Source organism: Azospirillum fermentarium (assembly GCF_025961205.1).
Taxonomy (GTDB): domain Bacteria; phylum Pseudomonadota; class Alphaproteobacteria; order Azospirillales; family Azospirillaceae; genus Azospirillum; species Azospirillum fermentarium.
The window spans coordinates 1-22,757 of sequence record NZ_JAOQNH010000004.1 but is presented as its reverse complement, the minus strand read 5'-3'; the positions used below and the strand labels follow the sequence as shown (position 1 = coordinate 22,757).

Sequence of the window (22,757 nt, the reverse complement as noted above, 5' to 3'; positions counted from 1 at the left end):
ACCTCCCCTCATCCTTTGCCGTCCGGTTTCCCATCCCGACCGTCATAACGAGCGAGCAGGGGGGCCTGCCGCTTCATGATCCGCTCAAGGGCGATCAGGGCGTCATCGACGCCTTCCGCCGGTTCAACCCACTGATCCGGTTCGGGGAACGGTGCCGGCGTGGTCGAAACGGGGGCCGTGGCAAGATCGCGCTCGGGGAGAGGGTGACGGGGCTGCGGTGCCACTTCCCCCAGCATCGGTGCCAGATCCTCGGCGACGAACACCCGGTGGGTGCGCCGGCGAGTGATCTCCACGGTGATCTCCAGCCGTTGCAATTCCTCCAACAGGTCCGTGGCGGCGCTGGTGGCGCAGCGCAGCCGGGCGGCCAGCCGGGCCGGGCCGATCACCCCTTCGGCCGCCACGGCGTCGATGGCCCGGCGGATGCGGGCATCGCGCCGCCGGTCACCGACACGCCGGCGCCAGCCGCGCCAGCGATGAAGAAGGGCGATGAGGCTCTCCTCCCCCCGCTCCGCCTGCTGAGCCAGACCATTGAGGAAGTCCACCAGCCAGACCCCGCCCGGCGTGGCCCGGCGGATGGCTTCGGCCCCGTTCAGGCAGGGCAGCGGTAACGGCGTCATCCCCTGGGCGGCGAGGAAGCGGGAGACCGCCAGACAGGCGCTGCTGCGGTCGCCACCCGCCTCCAAATGGCTGAAGAAGCCGAGACCACAGGCGATCAGCACCGCCTGCCCCGCCGTGGCGTGGGCGGTCTCCATGTGAGCGAGGGCGTCGTCCGTGCCGGTCGGGGCGTGGGCAACGGCGTCGGTGCCGGCGAGCATCTGCCGCATGATATCGAGCGCCAGCATGGTGGCGCCCCAGTCACGCATGGTCCGCACCGGCACCTGGGCCAGCAGGGTGCGCAGACGGTTGGGGTCGACGCGGCGCCCCTGGATACCGGCGATCTCGGCGGTCGCCTCGATCCGTTGGCGGTGCAGCCACGCCGCCAGCACCGGGGTCACGGCGGTGGCCTGGGCGAGCCGGCCGACGGCGCCGGCGGCCCGTTCAAGCGGGGAAAAAAGGGGTGTCGGATCGACGGGACCAAAAACCATATTTCGTTTAATATCAATATATTATACTTTTTCAAAGCCATAAAATTCAGAACATGTCCAGTTTATGGCTCCTTATGTATGGCAGTCTGGTGATAATTTCCACTATCGCCAGATAAAGAGAGCGTGGGCTATGATCCGGGCACGTGCTCGCATCCCATAAGGGCCTGCCGGATGACCGTTCCACCGCCTCTTCCCGCTGTCGCCGGGCTCCCCTCTGCGCTTGAGACCGAGCTTCATCCGCAGCTACCGGTCAGCCTGACCGTGGCGCGGCGGCTGGTCCCCTGGTGGCGGTCGCTCCAGCGCAACGCGCCCGCCAACACCGCCCGCGCCCTGTGGGCCGATGCCCGGCATTACATCCGCTGGTGCGGGGGCCATGGCCGGGTGGCGGTGCCAGCGGTGCCGGAAACGGTGATCGCTTACCTCGGAGCCCTCGCCACCGATGGCGGGCGGGACCGGCAGCCGGCGGCCTATGGCACGGTGGCACGCCGCAAATCCACCATCGCCGCCCTGCATGAGGCCGCCGGCCTGCCTGATCCCTGCAAGGACCGGCTGGTCCGGCTGGAGATGAAGGGCCTCGCCGCCCGTCTTGGCCGCCGCCCGGTGCAGGCGGTGGGGCTGCGCCGTGAGGACGTGCGGGAGATCCTCGCCGCTCTCGACCGGGCCGATGATCCGGCAGCGGTGCGTGACGCCGCGCTGATTGCCGTCGGTTACGACACGCTACGCCGCCGGGCCGAACTGGTAGGACTGGCCGTCACCGATGTCCAGGCCGAGCGCGACGGCAGCGGCCGGCTGTTCGTCGCCCGTTCCAAGACCGATCAGGCCGGGCAGGGCCGCTGGTGCTGGCTGGGGCCTGACACCATGGCCCGCGTTCAGTGCTGGCTGCGGCTGCGCGCGTCTCTGCTCGACGAGGCATGGGCGGAGGGGGATCGGTTGATGCGCCGTTGCGGCCGCGGTGATGCCGCCCGGCGTGCCCGGCTGGAACGCCGGCAGGAGCGCTTGCAAGCCTGCCGTCCGGTGCTGTGGCTGCAGATCGGCACCGACCGGCTGACCCGTGCCACCGGGGCGGTGCTGGGGCCGCTGGCGGTGGCGGGGCCGGACCCCGGCAAGCGGGTGGGCGAGATTTTCAAGGCGCGGGCCAAGGCCGTGGGGGTTGAGGAAGCCGGCGTGCCGGGCGAAGGAGCGGTGTCCGGGCACAGCCTGCGGGTTGGGGCGGCACAGGATCTGCTGGCCGCCGGCTTCGGCCTGCCGGCCATCCAGCAGGCCGGTGATTGGACCTCCCCCACCATGCCCGCCCGTTATGGCGAACGCATCGCCGCCGGCGAGGGCGCCATGGCCCAACTGGCGGAGAAGCAGGGGCGCAGGGGCGGGCAGTAACTGAACCGCACCGGGTTTGTCGGAGGCTGATTTTCGACAGTTATCCGCGGCGTGTGGCCGGTTACAGCCCCAGAACCACAGCCAGGTGAACCATGCGGTCCCGCGGTGCCCCCGCCGACACCGGGCGAAGCTGGACACCGTAATCGAAACTGGCGCTGACATAGGATTCCAACGCATAGCGGAAGCCCGCCCCGACGCTGCTCAGGGTGACGGAACGCGCCTGCCCGCCGACATCGGTGCGGTTCGACACCCGGCCCGTGTCGAAGAAGAGATGGGGGCGCAGGGAGTCACCGATGCCCGCCTGTCCGGGCAGCAAGCCGGCGATACCGATGTCCGGCAACAGGACTTCGGTGCTGAGCAGCAGGCCGCTGTCGCCGTTGGCCGCACGCTCCTTGTAGCCGCGCACCGTGGATGCCCCGCCGATGCCCAGTTGCTCGCTGCTTTGCAGGGGGGCCGAGGCGATTTGCGCCTGTCCGCGCGCCGACAGGCCGAAGCCGTACGGCAACGTGACCTGGCGGTCAAAGCCCAGACGGCCGTAATAATAATGGGGCCGGCTGCCGTCCCGGCCCCCGCCGCCGGTGAAGGCATCGCGCGTGTTGCCCGGCGTCACGCCGCCCGGACTGGCGATCACGCTGAGGCTGAGGCCGGTGCTGCCCCAGGCATCCGGCAGCCGCCCGGTGTATTCGGCAACCCCCTGGGCGATGTCGATGTGGTTGCCGTAGATCCGCGTCCCACCGAAGTCGAGGTTGTTGTTCGTGCGCTTGAAATCGGTGCCCAGGCTCATTTCGTGCCGGTAATCCCCCATCCGCGGCAGAGGTGCGGTGTACCGGGCGCCGACCTGCCAGCTGATGCCGGTCATGTTCAGGCTGTCGGCCAGGGTGGGAACCGTCCGCGAATAGGCGCCGAACAGGTTGACCCGGTCCCCCCACGGCAGCGGAGCCGTGTAGCTGCCGGAATGGGCAAGGTAACGCGGTTCGTCCGGCCGCCCTTCGGCATCGGGCTTCGAACGCCACGGCAGCGCATCGGAGCTGCCGGTGATCTGGTAATTGAGCATGTGGCCCAACCCGAACACATTGCCCCAGTTGAACCCGGCCATCAGACGCCCGGTCCCCGAAGCCGGGGTGCCGGTGTTTTCGAAGCCTGTGTAGACGCGCAGCGGGAAACGGTCGACGGTCCGCAGCACGATGTCGCTTTCCCCTACCCGCTCGCCGCGCTGATAGACCAGATCGACCCGCCGGAACGGGTTCTGGTTGAGGGCGTTGACATCGTCCAGCAAGGTGCTGGAACGGATGCGGTCACCGCGGTGGGTTCGGATGCCGGCCAGCAGCAGGTCGTCGGAAAACCACTGGTTGCCCTCGGTCCGGATGGTGCCGGCGGTGAACTCCATGACCAGGATCTGGACCGTGCCGTTGGTGATGTCCTGCTTGGGCACGATCACATCCACCAGCGGATGGTCGTGCTCACGGAAATAGACGACGGTCAGGCTGACGATCTCGTTGAGCCGGTCGCGGGTCAGCGGCTGGCCCAGATAGGGTGCCACCAGGGCACGGAACGCCGTCTCGTCCAGAACATCGATCCGGCCGGTGTCGATCCCATCCCGGGGGACGCCGCCGGGCAGGATCTGGTCGGCATGCGGGACGAAGGACACACCCTTGAGCGCCGGCAGCAGAACATCGCCACCCCCCCGCCGGGCTGCCGGCAGTGCGGGGGGCGGCAGGCTTTGCAGCTCCGGGTTGGGGGGAAGCTCCTTGGGGGCGATGCGCTGGAAATCCTGGGCCGGGGCCGGGCCGGCGACGGCAGCGGCCAGCAGCGCCGTGTTGAGCAATAGGACGCGGTGCAATCGGGTCGAAACAGTCATCAGTCGCGTTCTTTCTGGTCGGCACCAGCGCCGCCGGTGGCGTTGGTGCCGGCGTTGACGACGGACACGCTGGGGCGGTCGTCGGAGCTGAAGGTGGTGAAACTGGTGCTGGCGGCCAGCGCACCTTCGGAACCGGAACCGATGGCCGCCGCCGTACCGCCACCCGCCTGCGCGGGTGCGGTCGCCACCTGATAGTTAGCCGGCTGGCTGTAGATGACCTTGAACCCTCCGGCATCGACCGCCGCCTCGATCCGGCCCCCGGACGCTGCCGGGGCCTGGGCCGTGACGACGGAGGCCGGGCCGCCGGCTCCCCCGCCGGACAGGACCATGGGGGTCACGGGCACCGCCACCGGGCCGCCGGTTCCGGCATTGCCCGCCGCGACCGTGGACGGCGACGATGCCGGTGCGACGAAGCCGGAGGAAGCGATGGCTGTGGTGCTGTTTCCCAACGGATTCTGGAACCCCGTCGCCGAACTGGTCCCGCCCGTCGCCGTCCCGCCGAGGGCGGGCGTCGGGACATAGGTGGTGGGGGCCGGCATCACGGTCAGGATGCCGTTGCCATACCGGATGGCGTAGTTGTCCGCGAAGGCGCCGGACGGAACGATGGCGTAGGGTCCGGCCGGGCTGGAGGCCGAGGCCGCGGTGGAGAACGTCAAGCCACGGACCACCGAGGCGCCGTCGCCACGCACCAGCCCGCTGTAGGTGGCGGTGAACGGCGGGTTCGCGTTGCCGGTGAGCCGTTGCGTGCTGTTCCCCTGAATGAACAACTCCGCCTGCGCGATCGTCAGTATCTCACCCGTGAAGGAAAGGGTGTAGTTGCCGTTGGCCGCCAGGGTGCCGCGCCCGATGGTGTAGCGCCCGGCGTTTTCGCCTGCGGTCCGCTGCAGGCCACCGCTCAGCACCGACGCGGCGCTGTCGCCCGCCACCAGCCCGGTCACCGTGTAGCCCAGAACCGGGTCGGCTTGCCCATAGGTCTTGCTGGCGCCGGTGGCCAGGACGCTCAGCGCTGCCGGGGTGATCGCCAGAGTCCCATCCGTGAAGGAAAGGCTGTAATTGGCGCTGGTGGCCGCCAGGGTGCCGCGCCCGATGGTGTAGCGCCCGGCGTTTTCGCCCGCGGTCCGCTGCAGGCCACCGCTCAGCACCGACGCGGCGCTGTCGCCCGCCACCAGCCCGGTCACCGTGTAGCCCAGAACCGGGTCGGCTTGCCCATAGGTCTTGCTGGCGCCGGTGGCCAGGACGCTCAGCGTTGCCGGTGTGATCGCCAGAGTCCCATCCGTGAAGGAAAGGCTGTAATTGGCGCTGGTGGCCGACAGGGTGCCGCGTCCGATGGTGTAGCGCCCGGCGTTTTCGCCCGCGGTCCGCTGCAGGCCACCGCTCAGCACCGACGCGGCGCTGTCGCCCGCCACCAGCCCGGTCACCGTGTAGCCCAGAACCGGGTCGGCTTGCCCATAGGTCTTGCTGGCGCCGGTGGCCAGGACGCTCAGCGTTGCCGGTGTGATCTCCAGTGCCCCGTCCGTAAAGGAAAGGGTGTAGTTGGCGCTGGAGACCGCCAGGGTGCCGCGTCCGATGGCGTAGCGTCCGACGTTTTCCCCCGCGGTCCGCTGCAGGCCACCGTTCAGCACCGACGCGGCGCTGTCGCCCACCCCCAGCCCGTCCACCGTGTAGGCCAGAACCGGGTCGGCCTGACCGTAGGTCTTGGTGATGCCGTTGGCAGAGACGGCCAGCGTCGCGCGGGCGATGTCGCCCTGTCCGGTGATGCCCGACACGGTGTAGCCGTAGACCGGCTTGCCGTTTGCATCGGTGGCCGAAAGGGCCGACGGTCCGCCGGTAAAGGTCACCGTCTTTCCGGTGCCGGCGTTGCGGTCCGCATAAGAACCGCTGCCGGCGCTGACGGTCGCCGTGACCGTATCGCCGTTGATGCCGGACCCGGACCCGGACAGGCTGCGGTAACCGTCGCCGACGGCGGTGGTGCCGTCGTATGTCTTGCTGCCGACACCGCTGACGGTGATGCCGACGGTGGGGGCGGTGCTGTAAAGGAAACCGCTGCCGCTGACGCTGGCCGGCGCGGTGTTGGCATAGGTGGCGTTGTAACGCCGCCAGTCGTAGGTGGCCATTTCCCCGCTGTTGGACCGCGGATCGCTGGAATAGACCAGCCAGCGGCCGGTGCCGAGGGACAGGACGCTGTTGCCGGCCTGGTTGGTGAAGTTCCCCGAACTGCCGGCCCTCAGGATGATGTTGCCGGTGCCGGTGGTCGTCAGCCGGGCGCCCGCCCCCAGGGTCAGGCCGCCGCCGAACAGGGTGATGTCGGCGTTCTGGGCGGTGATCCCCACGCCGGCCGACAGCGGGCTGGTGGTGGTGAGCGAAACGGCGCCGAGCGCCGTGCCGGCGCCAAGCGCGCCGTTCAGGGTGATGGTGCCGCTGCCGGCGGTCATGGCGAGCGCCCGCACCGTGGCGCTGCTGTCGGAATCGATGGTGTTGACGGAAATCCCGCCGTTCCCGGCACTGGTGTCCAGGGTGACGTCGCTTTTCAGCGTGACCGCTCCGGCCCCCAGGGCGATGCCCCCGGCGCCGTTGGTGGTGATCGCGCCGCCAAGCGCCGTGGCGCCCGTGCCCGTCAGCGACAGCGCCTTCAGCGCCTTGCCGGCCCCGATGGCCCCGTTGAGCGCGACGGCACCGGAGCCGGACGCGATGGTCAGGCTCCGCGCGGTGGCGCTGCTGTCGGAATCGGCGGTCCCCATGGTGACCGCACCGTTGCCGGCACTGGTGTCCAGGGTGACGTCGGCCCCCAGCGTCACCGCCCCCGAACCGAGGTCGATGCCGCCCGCCCCCGTGGTGGTGACGGACCCGTTCAGCGTGACCGCACTGACCGAAAGATCGGTGAGGTTGTTGGGCAGCGAGGACAAGGGCGACGGCTTCATCGACGCCAGCGCCAGGGATTTCAGGGCGTGCTGGGAACCGGCCGCCCCCAGAGTGACGTCGTTCCCGATGCCGGTGTAGAGCGTCAGGGCGCGGGGCGTGGAGCCGCTGTCGGAATCCACCGTTCCCAACCGGATCGGGCCGCCGGCGGTATAGACGAACTGCCCGTTGTTGTTGTAGCGGCGGTAGCTCCGCAGGCCCACGTCGGCCCCCAGGACCACCCGCCCCGGAATGAGGATGCCGCCGGTCCCATTGGCATAGATATCGCCCGACAGCGTGGTCGTGCCGGTGGTGTTGATCGCCACCGTGTCGAAGCTGTAGTAGCCGAGGACCGTCTGGTTGAGGGCACCCACCGAGACATCGCCCGATCCCGCGTTCAGGGTCAGGCTGGAAAAGAGCAGGCCGCCGGGAACCGACGCATCGGAACGGGAATAGGCGCTGGCGCTGCCCAGGGCGATGCCGCCGCTGCCGCTGGTCAGGGTCAGGTCGTTGTAGACCAGCAGGCTGCCGGAGATGTCGATGGCGTTGCCGGCGGTGATCGCATCGCCGTAGACGTTGGTCTGGCGGGCGCGGATGGTCAGCGACGCCGGGGTCTGGAGGGAGGGGGGCGGCACCACCTTGCGCAGCAGGATGGCCCCGGTTCCCACGTTGATGGTGGCGTTCCCGCCCAGATAGGTGATGGCGCCGCCGGCGTTGTCGGCCAGCGCGATCAGGTTGTTGGTGGCGGCCAGCGTCCCGCTCAGCGTCACCGAACCCACCGTCGAATCGAAACTCGCCCCGTTGGTGAAGGTGTAGGTCTTGGTGGCGTCGGTGAACGTCGCACTGGTGTTGGAGAAGGAGCCGGAGTTGACCGTGACCGTATCGTTGAAGACGGTGCCGCCGGTTGCCCGCTTCACGGTCAGGTACTGGCCGATGGTCAGCGCCTTCTTGAACTCCAGCACACCGCCGACGCCGGTCTGGCCGGGGTCGTAGCCGCCGGAATACAGGCTCTGGCCAATGGTCACCGTGTCGTTGAAGGTGGCGTTCCCGGCTGTGTCGATCTCGACCACGGCCAGGGAATTGGTGTCGCCGACCTTGCCGTTGAAGGTGATGTCGCCGGTGCCGGCGGACAGGTACAGGTATTGGGTGTTGCTGGTGCTGCCGTTGACCGGTCCGTCGAAGGTGATGGCGCCGTTGCCGCCCTGGGTGCTGATGACCGCCTGCTGGGAACTGCTGGTGACCACCGGTCCGGTGAAATGGACCGGGCCGTTGACCCGGATCCCCTTGCCCTGGGTGCTGTCGCCCCGCATCAGGGTGGTGGTGCCGGTGGAATCCACGGTCAGCGCCGTCAGCCTGTTCGTGGCGTCGTTGCCGATGTAGTTGTCGAAGGTCACGGCCCCCGCCCCGGCGGTGAGGGTCAGGCTGTCCCCCGTCGCGGCGTGGGCATCGACGAAGCCGTTGTGCAGGGCGATGAGGCCGCCTCCGCTGGTCAGGGTCCGGGCACCGTTCACCGTCAGGGCCTGCAGGTTGCCGGTGATGTCGATGGCGCCGCCGGTGCCGCCCGTCCGCACGGTGCTGATGTCGGCGGCCAGTTCGACCCCGTTGTTCTGCCCGTTGAAGGCGATGGCGCCGCCGCCGGTGCTGACCGGCTGATTGACCTGGACCTTGGAGGTGGCGGAAAAGGCGAGGCTGAGGCCCGCCGTTCCCGACGCAGGGGCAATCGCACCGTTGACGATGACGTTCTTGGCCGCGGTCAGGGTCAGGGTGCGGTTGAGCGTCCGGTCGGTGGCGAACGAGATGCCGTCGGCGATGGTGATGTCGCCGTGGGTGGCGTCCAGCCCGCCCTGGGTGGAGATGCTGACGTCGCCGCTGTTCAGCGCCGTCAGGATGGTCGAGATCGCCACGGTGGCGGCGGTTGACGTATCGTTTGCCGTCCACGGCGACCCACCCGTGACGATGTTGGTGTCGGGACCGGCGGTGCTGATGACCAGATCGAACGGGTCGATCAGCCACTGTCCCGCTGCTCCCTTGTCCGCGCCTGCGTCCGGGGGGGCCGTTACATCCAGGTGGGCGGCGGAGGTTTCGATGAACCCGCCGTCACCGCCGTTGACGCCGCCGCGGGCGGTGACGGTGCCGTGAACCTGGGCCGTTTCGGCGCCGTACACCACGACCTGCCCGCCCTTGCCCCGGTCGGTGGCGTCGGCGCGGACGGTGGCGTTCTTCTGGACCAGCACCTTGCGGCTGTTGGGCAGGGGGCCGGCCCCGCGGGCGTCGCCGCCGACCTTCACCGACCCGCCACCCCCCGGCCCCGAGGCGTTGATGGACGAACCGTCCATCAACCCAACACGGTCGCCGGTCATCGTCACCGTGCCCCCGGTCTTGCCGGCGCCGGTGGCGCGCGCGTCGATCGTGCCGGTGTGCTGGATGGTGCCGCGGGGTGCTTGAACCGCCACCTGCCCGCCCGCGCCATCGGCGTTCCGCGCGGCCAGGGTGCCGGAATTGGTGATGTCGCCGTCCTCGGTGGTCAGCAGGATGCGCCCACCCCGTGTTTCGGAGCCGGTGGCGCGGACGATGCCGCCATTGTTGCCGGCCAGGGCGTAGATATTGCCGCCGGCGGCCTTCAACTCCGCCTGGGCGGCCTCGATCACACCCTGGTTGTCGATCCGGCCCACACCGGCCCGTACGAATGCCCGTTCATCGCTGTGGCCACTCTTTTCGGTGAGCAGCACCTCGGTTCCGCCGGCCAGGACGGCGGTGCCCTTGGGAGCCTGGATCGTGCCGCCGTTGCCGACCTCGCGTGCGATCAGGATGACATCGCCGCCCGACGAGGTCACCCGCCCGAGATTGCTGATGGTGCCGGGCGCATCGCTCTTGAGCAGCGCCGGGCCACCGGACATGAAGGTCTGGTTGGAGATGTCATGGGTCGTAACGACGACATCCCCACCGGCCTTCACCACCCCCGATGGGGCGACGACCACCCCTTGGGGGTTCACCAGATACAGCGAGCCGGTCGCCGTGAGCGTGCCGGCAATCGACGACGCCTGACCGCCGGTCACCCGGTTGAGGGTGGCTCCGCCACCGTTATCGACGTGAACCGTGCCGCCCTGGCCGATGTTGAAGCCCTTCCAGTCGATGACGCCGCGGTTGCTCGTCTGGGTGACGGTCATCGCCGCACCAGACTGGCTGATGGTGCCGGCTCCCGCGGCATACTGCCCTCCGGCCGGCAAGACCGGACCGTCGGCGAAGGCGGAAGGCGCGGAAAACAAAGCAGCCGATGACAGAAGCAACCAGCGAAATCGAAACATCAGCGTTCCTCGACAAGAACCAGTGCAGTCATTGCATCTATTTTTATTTAATCAGTGTGATCGGCAGCACCAATAAAGAATAAATGCGGACTGAAACTCGGAAATTACAAGAGATATCTCAGAAACAAATTGGCATTACTATATTAGTTAACGTTGAATATAAATTATAATACAAATTAATTATTGCCGCACAGCACATAACATTTTTTATTAATATAATTTCAGCCGTATTTTTATTATAAAATATGAATCAAGAAAAAATGATTCATGAAAATATAGTCATCAATGCATCAATATGCGCAATTTATTTTTTAATGTTATGCGGCATGAATACATTAGTCAACGCATAATGAAGCATAATGTCCTGCATAATACGGCATAATTTCTTGGATCATAATTCCTATTTACGCCTGCGGCAGATTTGGCTGTAAATTTTTTATCAAAACAACTTTTTGTATCAATGAAAGATTGTATCGGTGAGCGTTATTCGCCATCCTATGAATTGATAAATCCCACGCGTGTGTATCTGGGCTGGGCTCGGCGGGAAAATCGCCGTCGAAATGGTGACTGCCGGAATCGTGTTGCGGCCAGTGGTAAGGGCGGTCTCCACCCCGTGGGGCACGATCTCCCTTTATGCCTCACGCCAAGGAACGGTCTCCGGCGGTTTCACCCGCCGGGTAAGCTGGGAATGGTGACGGACACGGCCACGACGGTGCCCTGTCCGGGGGCGCTGTTCACCGACAGGGCCGCACCGATCAACTCGGCCTGTTCGTGCAGGCCCAGCAGGCCGAAATGGTTGGCCTGGTCCACCGCACGGTCGAAACCGGCACCGTCGTCCCGCACGGCGACGTAAAGTGTCTGTTTCCCCTCTCCCCCGTCACCGACGGCAACGGTGAGCTGGATGGTCTCGGCGTTTGCGTGGCGGATGGCGTTGCGCAGCGCCTCCTCGATCATGCGATAGAGGGTTTCGGGAGTCTGACCGGTCATGCTTTCCACCGCCCCGTCCATGTCCAGGATCAGGCGCGCGGCGGTGCGGTCCTGCTGCATGGCGGCCAGCCGCCGCAACGCCGGGCCGAAGCCGTCGTCGCGCACGGGGGAATAGCGCAGTTGCGACACGGCGCTGCGGGCATGGGCGAGCCCCTCCTGCGCCGCCTCGTCCGCGCGGCGGATCTCGTCGGGCAGGCGGGAGGGATCGGCGTCCACCAGCCGCCGGATCAGCCGGATCTGGGTCAGCAGCCCCAGCAGCGTGTGGGCCACGGTGTCGTGCAGGTCGCGGGAGATCCGCAGCCGTTCGCGCACCAGGGCGGCGGCGCGGGCCTCGTTGCTCAGACGCTCGATCTCGCGTGTGCGCTCCTCCACGCGGGCGTCCAGTTCCTCGTTCACGGCGGACAGTTCGGCGTTGGCCTGCTGCAAGGTGGCGATCAGCGAGGCGATGGAGCGCCCGATGCGCCCGGCCTCGTCACGGCTGACCGGGCCGGTGAAGGTGGTCTTGCGCCCGGTGCGCAGATCGTCCGCCGCTTCCGCCACAGCACTCAGGCGGCCCATGATGCGCCCGGTCACCAGCACGCTGGCCAGCGTCGCCAGCAGCCCGCCGAGTGCGATCACCGTGAAGATGGAAATGGACGCGCGGTCGGCGGTGCGGAACGCGATGGCCGCCGGCTCGCGCACCATGACGCTCCATCCCAGGCCGGGGAAATCGGCAAAGCCGCTGCTGCGCGCGATGCCGCTCAGCAGCCCGCGCTCCACGCTGTGGGAGGTGCCGAAGGGGTAGGCCGACAGGTCGATGTGGCTGCGCCGCGGGGTCTGGTGCGACCCGAACAGCACCGTGCCGTCGATGCCCAGCAACAGCACCTCGGCCCCCGGCCGGTCCTTCAGCGTGGCGAGCGTGCCGCGCTGGAGGGATTCGATCCACGACCACCCCAGCGTCACGGCCAGCACCCCGCGGATGGTGCCGGCGCGGTCCAGGATCGGTGCCGACAGCTCCACGAACCGCCGCGGCTCCCCGTCGCGGGTGGGGGGCAGGAAGCGGTCGAGCAGCAACTCGCTGTGAACGTCGCCGATGTAGGGACCGAGGAAGGCCCCGGTGTACCAGGGCCGCGCCCCCACCGAATGGCCCACCAGCACCCCGCCGGTTCCCGCCACCACGATGCCGTTCAGGTCGATGATGCCGGCCCATTCGATCTCGTTCAGCGCCCCCTTCAGGTCGTTCAGGGTGCGCTCCGTATCCGGCCCGGCCAGATCGCCGTCGCGCACGCCGATCAAGGTGGCCGAGGCGGCAACCCACTCCCGCCGCCCGGCCAGATTGGTGTCGATGGTGTCGATCAGGCGCTGTGCGTGGGTGGCGTAGAGCTGGCCGATCTCGCGCTCCAGCGCCTCGCGCGCCTCGCGCATGGTCCAGAACCCCACCAGCAGCGCCATGGCCAGCGACACCAGCGCGATGGACCAGCCGACCGCCGCCGCCAGCCGCAGCCGCGGATCCAGCGCCCGCAGCACCCGCCGCAGGGCGGGGGGAAGGCGGCTGTGCCGTCCACCGGCCGGTTTCCGGGCGAAAGTGACGTTGGTCATGCCGAATCCGTGCGTTTCGTCAGTATCGGGGGCGGTTCCCTCCCGGTATCAAGCATCCGCGACGGGCGCTTGTCCAGGCGGGTGGCCTCTTGACCGCGGGGGGCCGATGGCCGTCTGCTGACACCCTTGCCCTGAACCGGACCCCGCGTGCCGCCCATGTCGTCCATCCGCATCGTCATTGCCGAGGATCAGCAGCTCATCCGCCGCGCCTTCGCCAGCCTGCTCTCCCTGGAACCCGACATCGAGGTGGTGGGACAGGCCGCCGACGGGGCCGAGGCGGTGGAGATGTGCCGCCGCTTTCGCCCCGACGTGGTGCTGATGGACATCCAGATGCCGCGGCTGGGCGGCATCGCCGCCACCAAGCTCATCCTGGGGGAATTCCCCGGCACGCAGGTGGTGGTGCTGACCACCTTCGACACCGACGATCTGGTGCTGGGGGCGATTTCCGCCGGGGCCGCCGCCTATCTGCTGAAGGATTCCTCGGAGGCCGAGATCCTCGACACCATCCGCGGCGTCATGCGGGGGGAGGCGCGCATTTCCCCCAACATCGCCCGCAAGCTGTTCGACGAGCTGCGCCGGTCCCGCCCCGCCGACCCGCCCGACGATGCCGTCCTGGCCGGTCTCGCCGACCTGACCGACCGGGAACAGGCCATCCTGGATCTGATCGCCCAGGGGCAGAGCAACCGCCACATCGCAGGTACCCTGTTCCTGGCCGAAGGGACGGTGAAGAACTACGTCAGCCGCATCATGGAAAAGCTGGGGGTGCAGTCGCGTACCGAACTGGCGGTCAAGGCGGTGCGCACGGCCAAACGCTGAACACACACCCGGATGGCATTGTGCAGGTGCGGAAAGAAATGGTTATTTCCAGCCACGACATGGCAAAAATGATTACGAATGTGACTTTCGTCACGTGATAAAGTGACCCCCGGCAGCTTCCGGCCCCACGGCTTTCTGCTATCTCCATCCTCATGAAAAGCGTGCCCTCGACGGCCCGCGCGAAAAAACGGGTCCATCACAAGGGCCTGCGGTTCATGGGAGGATGAGGATATGCGCCGGTCCATAGCGACCGTATCGCTGAGCGGTACGCTGCCTGAAAAGCTGGATGCCATCGCCGCCGCCCGTTTCGACGGGGTGGAGATCTTCGAGCCGGACCTGACCGGCTACCACGGGCGTCCGCGCGACGTGCGCGCGATGGCCGCCGATCTGGGCCTGACCATCGAGCTGTTCCAGCCCTTCCGCAACGCCGAGGCGGTGGACGAGGCCCGCTTCCGCCGGACCCTCGACCGGCTGGAGCGCAAGTTCGACCTGATGGGTGATCTGGGCGTATCCCTGATGCTGGTGTGTTCCAACGTCGAGGCCGACGCCATCGACGACGACGGGCTGGCCGCCGATCAGCTTCACCGCATGGCCGAGCGCGCCGCCGCCCGCAGCATCCGCCTGGGCTACGAGGCTCTGGCCTGGGGCACGCGGGTCAACACCTTCGACCACGCCTGGAAAATCGTGGAGCAGGCGGCCCACCCCCATCTGGGCCTGATCCTCGACAGCTTCCACACCCTGGCCCTGCCGCACGACTGGAGCGGGGTGGCCGGCGTGCCGGGCGACCGCATCTTCTTCGTTCAGCTTGCCGACGCGCCGCGGCTGGACATGGCGACGCTGATGCTGAGCCGGCACCACCGCTGCCTGCCCGGCCAGGGCGAATTCGACGTGGGCGCCTTTACCGAGGCGGCGCTGCGCGCCGGCTACACCGGCCCGCTGTCGCTGGAGATCTTCAGCGATTCCATGCGCAGCGCCCCGGCCCGCCAGACCGCCAAAGACGCCATGCGCTCCCTGCTGCATGTGGAGGAGCAGGTCCGCCGGGTGGGGACCGCGCGGGTTGCGGAGGGCAAGACCACGCCGCCCCGCCGGGTGGAGCTGTTCGACCCGCCGCCGCCGGCCCGGCTGGACGGGATCGCCTTCGTCGAATTCGCCGTGAACCACGAGGCCCAGGCCAAGCTGGCCCGGATGCTCCAGCAGATCGGCTTCCGCCGCATGGGGCGCCACCGCAGCAAGGACGTGGACCTGTACGGCCAGGGCGACATCCGCTTCGTGCTGAACGCCGAGCCGCAGTCCACCGCCCATTCCTATTACCTGCTGCACGGCCCCTCGGTCTGCGCCATCGCCTATGATGTGGACGATCCCCGCCGCGCCCTGGGCCGTGCCGAGGCCTTCGGCTGCCACCGGGCGGAAGGGCGTGTCGGCCCCAACGAGGCGCCGCTGGCGGGTATCCGCGCCACCGGCGGCGAACTGGTCTATTTCACCACCCGCAGCCCCGGTGGTCGGACCGGTTTCGAGGCGGATTTCGTGCTCGATCCCGCACCCGACGGCCCGGCCCCGGCGGGCGAGCTGTCCCGCATCGACCACATCGCCCAGGTTCTGCCCGAAGGGGCGCTGGATTCCGCGGTGCTGTTCCACCGCACGGTGCTGGATCTGGCGCCGGAGCCGGTGTTCATCCTGCCCGACCCGTTCGGGCTGGTGCGCAGCCGCGCCATTTCCGACGCCCGCCGCCGGGTGCGCTTCCCGCTCAACATCGCCAACGGGCGCAACACCGCGGCGGCCCGGTCGGTCTCAACCTATCTGGGCGCCGGGGTCCATCACATCGCCCTGGAAACATCGGACATCTTCGCCGCCGCCGAACGGCTGGCGGCGGCGGGCACGGCGATCCTGCCGATTCCGGCCAATTATTACGACGACCTCGCCGCCCGCCTGCCCATGGACGAGGATCTTTTGTCGGAGATGGCCCGGCTGAACATCCTCTACGACCGCGACGGCGCGGGGGAGTTCTTCCAGCTCTACACCCAGCCGTTCGAGGGGCGGTTCTTCTTCGAACTGGTGGAGCGCCGGGGCGGGTACGACCAGTACGGGGCGGTGAACGCCGCCATCCGCATGGCCGCCGCCACCCAGCTTGCCGCCGGCGACACGCTGGTCGGCTGACACCCCCCTTCCATCCCTCTCGGAGGCAACCGTGATGCAGCCGGCCCTTGCACCGACCTACGATGGATCGACCCGCCTGTTCTTCACCATCGGTCACCCGGTGGGGCAGATCCGCATGCCCCGCGTGATGCCGGCGGTGTTCCAGGCCTTAGGCGTCAACGCCGCGTGGCTGACGCTGGACATCGCCCCCGGCGAGTTGACCGCCGCCATGACCGGCCTGCGCCGCATCCGCAATCTGGATGGGCTGTCCATCACCATCCCGCACAAGCAGGGCGCCCTGGCGGTGGCCGACCGTGCCAGCAACCGGGCCAAGGCCGCCGGGGCCGCCAACCTGCTGCGGTTCGAGCCGGACGGCTCCCTGACCGCCGACATGGTGGACGGCATCGGCTTCGTGGAGGGATTGCGGGTCCGTGGGTTCGAGCCTGCGGGCAAGCGGGTATGGCTGGTGGGCAGCGGCGGGGCGGGATCGGCCATCGCCGCCGCCCTGTGCGAAGCGGGGGTGTCCGCCCTGGCGCTCACCGATCTCGACCGCCCGCGGGCGGAGCGGGCGGCGGCCCGGCTGGCGGACCTGTACCCCGGCGTGGCGCTGTCGGCGGTTGCCGCGGTGCCCGACGGCTGCGAGCTGGCCATCAACGCCTCGCCCTGCGGCATGTACGAGGACGACCCGCTGCCGTTCGATCCGGCCCGGCTCGCCCCCGGCACCATGGTGGCCGAAGCGGTGATGAAGCCGCCGGTGACGGCCCTGCTGGAGCGGGCGGCGGCGCTGGGGCTGCCGGTCCAGCCGGGCCGCCCGATGCTGGATCACCAGCTGGTCCATGTGCTGCGCTTCTTCGGAATTCACGCGGACACCGGCACGGTGCTGCGTGCCATACCGGACTGACCGGCGGGTTACCCCGCCGTCACGGTCCGGACAACAAACATCTTTGGGAGGTTTTGCCATGACGTCCAAGGTCTTGCCGTTCAAGACGGTCGCCGCCGCCGTCGCGTTCGCCGCCGCCGGCCTGTCCGCCGGTGCCACGCTGGCCGCCGATCCGGTCAAGCTGATCGACGTGATCGAACTGTCCGGCCCCGGCGCCCCGGCGGGCACCAACTGGAAGAACGGCGCCGATCTGGCGGTGGCCGAGATCAACGCCAAGGGCGGCATTCTGGGCCGTCCGATCCAGCTGACCCATTACGACAGCCAGACCAATCCCGGTGCGACCCGCGCCGCCGTGCAGCGTGCGGTGGACGAGGATGCCTATGTCGTGCTCGGCCCCATCTTCTCCGGCCCCATCAGCGCGTCCATGCAGATCACCCAGCGGGCCGGCGTGCCGCAGATCGTGGGTGGCGAGGCGGCGGCCTTCACCAAGCAGGGCAACCCCTACATCTTCCGCACCTCGCTGAATCAGGCCGACGCCATGCCCAAGCTGGCCAACTACCTGCGCGACGAGGTGAAGGCCAAGTCGGTGGCGGTGGTGTGGATCAACAACGACTTCGGCAAGGGCGGGCGCGACGCCATGATCCCTGAGCTGCAGAAGCGCGGCATCCAGGTGGCCGCCGACATTGCCACCGAATCCGGTCAGGCCGATTTCGCCGCCGACGCCATCAAGGTGAAGAACGCCAACGCCGACGCGGTGTTCGTCTATCTCAACGAAGAGGAAAGCGCCCGTTTCCTGCGCGCCGCGCGCCAGCAGGGCATCACCAAGCCGATCATCGGTGAAACCACCCTGCTGGGCGCCAAGGTGATCGAACTGGCGGGCGAGGCGGCGAACGGCGTGAAGGGCCATGTGGGCCTGCTGGTGGACGCGCCCAAGCCCACCTTCGCCGAATTCGGCAAGAAGTATCAGGACAAGTACGGCTTCACCTCCGACCACAACGGCATCAAGGGCTACACCGCGGTCTATGTGGTCAAGGCCATCACCGAACGGGTCGGGAAATTCGACCGCGAAGCCTTCGCCAAGACCCTGCACGGCGCCCGCATCGACGCGGCCCAGGAGCCGGGCGTCCTGATCGACACCAAGTGGCTGCCCAACGGCGACATCGACCGTGAAAGCTTCCTGATCGAAGTGATCGACGGCAAGCCGGTGGTCAAGGCGACCCTGCCGATGATCAACCCCTGATCCGCCGGCCCCTGCCTGTTCTTGTTCGTGTGAGCGTTTCCTCCCCCGCGGCGGCGGCCCGTCCCTGAACGGGCCGCAATCCCCACGCCGACGGTACCTTCGGGCGTCGCTGCGCCCGGACCGGCGCTGCGCATCCTCCCCGGCGCCGGTCCCTTTTTTTCGTGCGGCTCCCAGCACTTGACTTCATCCAGGAGGCTGACGTGGATCAGTTCCTTCAGCTTATCGTCGCCGGGTTGGCGACGGGCGCGATCTACGCGCTGGCCGCCATCGGCTTCACCCTGGTCTGGCAGACGTCCCAGACCATCAATTTCGCCCAGGGCGAATTCGTCATGCTGCCGGCCATTCTGGTGCTGGCCGCCGACCACATGGGCCTGCCCCTGTGGGCCGCCTTCATCGTCGGCAGCGCCGGTTTCATCCTGCTGTTCGGTTTCGGCTTCAAGCGGTTCCTGGTGGAACCCATGCAGCGGCACGGCGTGCTGCCGCTGGCCATCGCCACCATGGCGCTGTCGGTGCTGATCAAGGAAGCCGCCAAGAACGGTTTCTCGGCGGAAGCGCAGCCCTTCCCCTCGCTGGTGCCCGACGGCACGCTGCCGCTGTTCGGGGCCGCGGTGTCGGTGCGCGACATCGCCATCTTCGTGGTGGCCGTGGCGGCCATCCTGGGGCTTCAGTTCTTCATCACCCACACCCGCACCGGGCGCACCATGCAGGCCACGGCGCAGAACCCCACCACTGCCCGCATCCTGGGCGTGCCGGTGGAGCGGATGATCCTGCTGACCTTCCTGATCAACGCGGTGCTGGCGCTGGTCGCTTCGTTCCTGGTGTCGCCGGTCTATCTGGCGAAATTCTCCAACGGCGAGCACATCGGTCTGGCCGCCTTCATCGCCGCCATCGTCGGCGGGTTCAATCAGGTGCGTGGCGCCCTGGCCGGCGGTTTCCTGATCGGGCTGATCGACAATCTGTCCGCGGCCTATGTGTCGAGCGCCTACCGCGCCGCCGTGCCGATGGTGGTGCTGGTCGTCGTCATCCTGGTGAAGCCCGAAGGGCTGCTGGGCCGGAAAGAGGAGCGCACGGTATGACGCGCCGCCTGAACATCACCCTTCTCATCATCCTGGCAGCCTTTCCCATCCTGTGGTTCGCCCCGGCGGGGCTGAAGAGCTACGGCCTCTATGTGGTGTCCCTGTGGCTGGTGATGTCGGTCGCTGCCATGGGACTGAACCTGACGCTGGGTTATGCCGGCCTGACCTCGCTGGCCCAGGGCGCCTTCTTCGGCATCGGTGCTTACACCACCGCCATTCTGACCACGAAGATGGGCTGGCCGCTGTCGGCCGCCTTCCTGGCCTCCACCGCCCTGGCGTTCGTGGTCGGGATCGTGGTCGGGTTCCCGGCGCTGCGGGTGAAGCACCATTACCTGGCCTTCGTCACCTTGGCCTTTACGGTCGTGGTCTTCCTGATCGCCCGCAACGAGCAGTGGCTGACGGGGGGCGTGTTCGGCATCGCCGGCATTCCGCGCCCGGTGCTGTTCGGGGTCGATCTGGGCGGCGGGCTGGCGTTCTACCGCCTGATCCTGTGCGTCACGCTGGTGCTGACGCTGATGATGTGGTGGCTCTTGCATTCGCCGTGGGGCCGCGCCTTCCTCGCCATCCGGGAAAACTGGGTGCGTGCGGCCAGCCTGGGCGTCGATATCCGCGCCTACACCCTGCTGGCCTTCGCCATCGGCTCGGCGTTCGGCGGGGCGGCGGGGGCGCTGTACGCGCCGCTGGTGGAATTCATCGACCCGGCTCCCTTCGCCCTCTCGGCGTCCTTCGTGCTGCTGCTGAGCGTGGTGGCCGGCGGGGCCGGATCGTTCTTCGGCCCGTTCATCGGCGCCTTTTTCTCCTACATGCTGCCGGAACTGCTGCGCGCCACCGGCGGCTGGTACCTGATCATCTATGCCGCGGTGGTTCTGGTGCTGGTCATGGTCAGCCCGACCGGCTTGTTGGGCCTGATCGACCGCTGGCGCGACCACCAGTCCCAGAAGCGGGCCGCCGCCATCCGCGCCGAATCCCGTCCGACCCTGACGCAGACGAAAGAAGGGGCCGCGTCATGAGCCATGTCCTGGAAGTGTCCGGCATCAAGAAGCATTTCGGCGGGGTGAGGGCGGTGGACGGCGTGTCCTTCACCGTGGAGGAGGGTGAGATCCTGGGGCTGATCGGTCCCAACGGCTGCGGCAAGTCCACCCTGTTCAACTGCATCCTGGGCCAGCTTTCCCCGACGGAAGGGGATGTGAAGCTGGACGGCCGCACCATCACCGGCCTGTACCCGTCGCAGCTCAACCGGCTGGGGGTGTCGCGCACCTTCCAGCTTCTCCAGGTCTTTCCCAACCTGTCGGTGCGGGAAAACCTGATCCTGGCCGGGCAGGAGCACAAGGGGTCGATGCTGAAACGCCTGTTCGGCCCGCGTGACGCCGGGCTGACGGCGGAGGCCGACCGCATGATCGCCTTCTTCAAGCTGGAGCATCTGGCCGAGCAGAAGGCGGGCGGCCTGTCCTATGGCCAGCAGAAGCTGCTGGACGCCGCCATGGCCTTCATGGCCGGCCCGCGGCTGGTGCTGCTGGACGAACCGGCGGGCGGAGTCAACCTGACCATGCTGGAAAATCTGAAGGAACGGCTGCAGGCCGTGAACCGCGAGATGGGCGCCACCTTCGTCGTCATCGAGCACAACATGGATTTCGTCATGAGCCTGTGCTCCCGCGTGATCGTGATGGCGGAGGGCAAGGTGCTGGCCGAGGGCACCCCCGCCGCCGTCCGCGCCAACCCCGCCGTGATCGAAGCCTATCTGGGCCATTGAGGAGACGCGCCATGTCCCACACCCTGACCGTCGATCAGCCGATCCTCACCCTGTCGGGCATCGTCGCCGGGTACGGCAAGATGACCATCCTGAACGGCACCAGCTTTTCCGTGCCGCGCGGGTCGGTCACCACCGTGATCGGCCCCAACGGCGCCGGCAAGTCCACGGTGTTCAAGACCATCTTCGGCCTGCTGCCGGCGCGGGAGGGGCGTATCACCTTCAACGGGAAGGATGTTACGAACGGAACGCCGCGTGCCCTGCTGGAGGCCGGCATCTGTTACATCCCCCAGGGGCGTAACATTTTCCCCGAGCTGTCGGTCCGCCATAACATCGAGCTGGGGGCGGTGGCCGCCGGCCGCGGCATCACCGACATGCCGGCCCGCATCGAGGCAGCCCTCGACCGCTTCCCCATCCTGCGGAAAAAGGCGGACCAGCAGGCGTCCACCCTGTCGGGCGGCCAGCAAAAGCAGCTTGAGATCGTGCGCGGCCTGCTGCTCGACCCCAAGCTGATCCTGATCGACGAGCCGTCCATCGGCCTGTCCCCCATGATGGTGGAGGAGACGTTCCAGATCCTGCTGGAACAGCGGGCCAAGGGCGTGTCGGTGCTCATGATCGAACAGAACGCCCGCTCGGCCCTGGCCATGTCCGATTACGGGCTGGTGCTGGAACTGGGGCAGACGCGCATGTTCGACACCGCCCCGGCCATCTTGGCCGATCCGCGGGTGGGGCACCTGTTCCTGGGCGGCAGCCTGGAAGAGGCGGAGGAGGCGGCCTGATGGACACTTCCCTCGGCCGTCCCCCGGCGGATGCGGGGCGGGGCGGGCGGCAGACCGACCTCAGCGGTCTGGTGGCGCTGGTCACCGGCGGCGCGTCGGGCATGGGGCTGGCACACGCGCGGCTGATGGCTGCCCGCGGCGCCCGCGTGGCCATCACCGACGTCAGCGGTCTGGCGCTGGAGGAGGCCCGGGCCCTGATCGCGGGAGAGGGCGGGGTGGCCCTGCCCCTGATCGCCGACAACCAGTCGGTGGGCAACGCCCGCCGGGCGGTGGCCGATGCCGAGCGTGCCTTCGGGCGCATCGACATCCTGGTCAACAACGCTGGCATCAGCGGCAAGTCCCGGCCCATCGAGGCCATCGACGAGACCGGCTTCGACCGCATGTTCGGCACCCATGTCAAGGGCGCCTTCTTCTTCGCCCAAGCCGTGGTCCCGGGGATGAAGGAGCGGCGGTTCGGACGGATCATCAACATCTCGTCCAACTTCGTGCTGAGCGGCAGCCGCGGGGCCAGCCACTACACCGCGGCCAAGGCCGCCCTGCACGGGCTGACGCGGGCGTGGGCGGTGGAACTGGCGCCGTGGGGCATCACCGCCAACACGGTCACCCCCGGTCTGGTGGAAACACCCCTGACCCTGGACAGCTTAGGCGCGGATGAGGTGGCCCGTCAGGCGGCCCTGTTCCCCCTGGGCCGGATCGCCACGGCGCAGGAGGTGGCCTATGCCGTGGCGTGGCTGGCCAGCCCCGAGGCCGATATGATGACCGGGCAGGTCGTCAGTCCCAACGGCGGGATTTCCATCGTCGGGATCTGACGTGCTTCCGTTGCTCCGCAATGAAAAAGCCGGCCGGTGTTTCTGCAACGGCCGGCTTTTTCCTATGGGGCCATGACGACCCGGATCAGGGCTCGCGCATGCTCTCGTTCAGGCCGCGGGTGATCGGTCGTGTCAGATAGGCCAGGACCGTCCGTTCGCCGATCTTGATTTCGGCACTGAGCGGCATGCCGGGGA

General features: G+C 68.0%; 14 protein-coding genes. 10 read left to right on the top strand and 4 right to left on the bottom strand.

What is annotated here, in order from left to right; genetic code table 11:
- Window positions 1–8: 8 nt before the first annotated feature.
- Complete coding sequence (locus tag M2352_RS25730) at window positions 9–1,085, bottom strand: hypothetical protein (protein WP_264667381.1); 1,077 nt, start codon at window positions 1,083–1,085, stop codon at window positions 9–11.
- A gap of 171 nt (window positions 1,086–1,256) precedes the next feature.
- Here M2352_RS25730 and M2352_RS25725 point away from each other — a divergent pair, with 171 nt between their 5' ends.
- Window positions 1,257–2,459: a hypothetical protein gene (locus M2352_RS25725; protein ID WP_264667380.1), complete on the top strand. Its 1,203-nt coding sequence runs from the start codon at window positions 1,257–1,259 to the stop codon at window positions 2,457–2,459.
- Window positions 2,460–2,520: 61 nt separating this feature from the next.
- On the opposite strand, the gene M2352_RS25720 is transcribed toward M2352_RS25725, so the two are convergent.
- The 3 genes from M2352_RS25720 to M2352_RS25710 all read right to left on the bottom strand — a co-directional run bounded on the left by M2352_RS25720 (window position 2,521) and on the right by M2352_RS25710 (window position 13,082).
- Window positions 2,521–4,317: a ShlB/FhaC/HecB family hemolysin secretion/activation protein gene (locus M2352_RS25720; RefSeq protein WP_264667379.1), complete on the bottom strand. Its 1,797-nt coding sequence runs from the start codon at window positions 4,315–4,317 to the stop codon at window positions 2,521–2,523.
- Window positions 4,317–10,439, bottom strand: coding sequence for an MBG domain-containing protein (locus M2352_RS25715; RefSeq protein WP_264667378.1), 6,123 nt, complete (start codon window positions 10,437–10,439; stop codon window positions 4,317–4,319). The genes M2352_RS25720 and M2352_RS25715 overlap by 1 nt, the downstream gene beginning before the upstream one ends.
- A 744-nt stretch (window positions 10,440–11,183) precedes the next feature.
- Window positions 11,184–13,082, bottom strand: coding sequence for a histidine kinase (locus M2352_RS25710; RefSeq protein WP_264667377.1), 1,899 nt, complete (start codon window positions 13,080–13,082; stop codon window positions 11,184–11,186).
- Between the two features lie 156 nt (window positions 13,083–13,238).
- On the opposite strand from M2352_RS25710, the gene M2352_RS25705 reads away from it, so the two are divergent.
- The 9 genes from M2352_RS25705 (at window position 13,239) to M2352_RS25665 (ending at window position 22,562) form a co-directional block, all read left to right on the top strand.
- Window positions 13,239–13,898, top strand: a complete 660-nt coding sequence (locus tag M2352_RS25705) for a response regulator (protein ID WP_264667376.1) — start codon at window positions 13,239–13,241, stop codon at window positions 13,896–13,898.
- Window positions 13,899–14,129: 231 nt separating this feature from the next.
- Window positions 14,130–16,052, top strand: coding sequence for a bifunctional sugar phosphate isomerase/epimerase/4-hydroxyphenylpyruvate dioxygenase family protein (locus tag M2352_RS25700; protein ID WP_264667375.1), 1,923 nt, complete (start codon window positions 14,130–14,132; stop codon window positions 16,050–16,052).
- 34 nt (window positions 16,053–16,086) lie between these two features.
- Window positions 16,087–16,932, top strand: a complete 846-nt coding sequence (locus tag M2352_RS25695; protein WP_264667374.1) for a shikimate dehydrogenase family protein — start codon at window positions 16,087–16,089, stop codon at window positions 16,930–16,932.
- 58 nt (window positions 16,933–16,990) lie between these two features.
- Window positions 16,991–18,151 carry an ABC transporter substrate-binding protein gene (locus M2352_RS25690; RefSeq protein ID WP_264667373.1) on the top strand — a complete coding sequence of 387 codons (1,161 nt, stop codon included), beginning with the start codon at window positions 16,991–16,993 and terminating at the stop codon, window positions 18,149–18,151.
- 200 nt (window positions 18,152–18,351) lie between these two features.
- Complete coding sequence (locus M2352_RS25685; RefSeq protein WP_264667372.1) at window positions 18,352–19,227, top strand: branched-chain amino acid ABC transporter permease; 876 nt, start codon at window positions 18,352–18,354, stop codon at window positions 19,225–19,227.
- Window positions 19,224–20,237 (top strand): branched-chain amino acid ABC transporter permease, encoded by a 1,014-nt coding sequence (locus M2352_RS25680; RefSeq protein ID WP_264667371.1) that lies wholly within the window; start codon window positions 19,224–19,226, stop codon window positions 20,235–20,237. The genes M2352_RS25685 and M2352_RS25680 overlap by 4 nt, the downstream gene beginning before the upstream one ends.
- Window positions 20,234–20,977, top strand: a complete 744-nt coding sequence (locus M2352_RS25675; protein WP_264667370.1) for an ABC transporter ATP-binding protein — start codon at window positions 20,234–20,236, stop codon at window positions 20,975–20,977. Before M2352_RS25680 ends, M2352_RS25675 begins: the two co-directional genes overlap by 4 nt.
- Window positions 20,978–20,988: 11 nt before the next feature.
- Window positions 20,989–21,753: an ABC transporter ATP-binding protein gene (locus M2352_RS25670; protein WP_264667369.1), complete on the top strand. Its 765-nt coding sequence runs from the start codon at window positions 20,989–20,991 to the stop codon at window positions 21,751–21,753.
- Window positions 21,753–22,562, top strand: coding sequence for an SDR family NAD(P)-dependent oxidoreductase (locus M2352_RS25665; protein ID WP_264667368.1), 810 nt, complete (start codon window positions 21,753–21,755; stop codon window positions 22,560–22,562). Before M2352_RS25670 ends, M2352_RS25665 begins: the two co-directional genes overlap by 1 nt.
- Window positions 22,563–22,757: the final 195 nt, after the last annotated feature.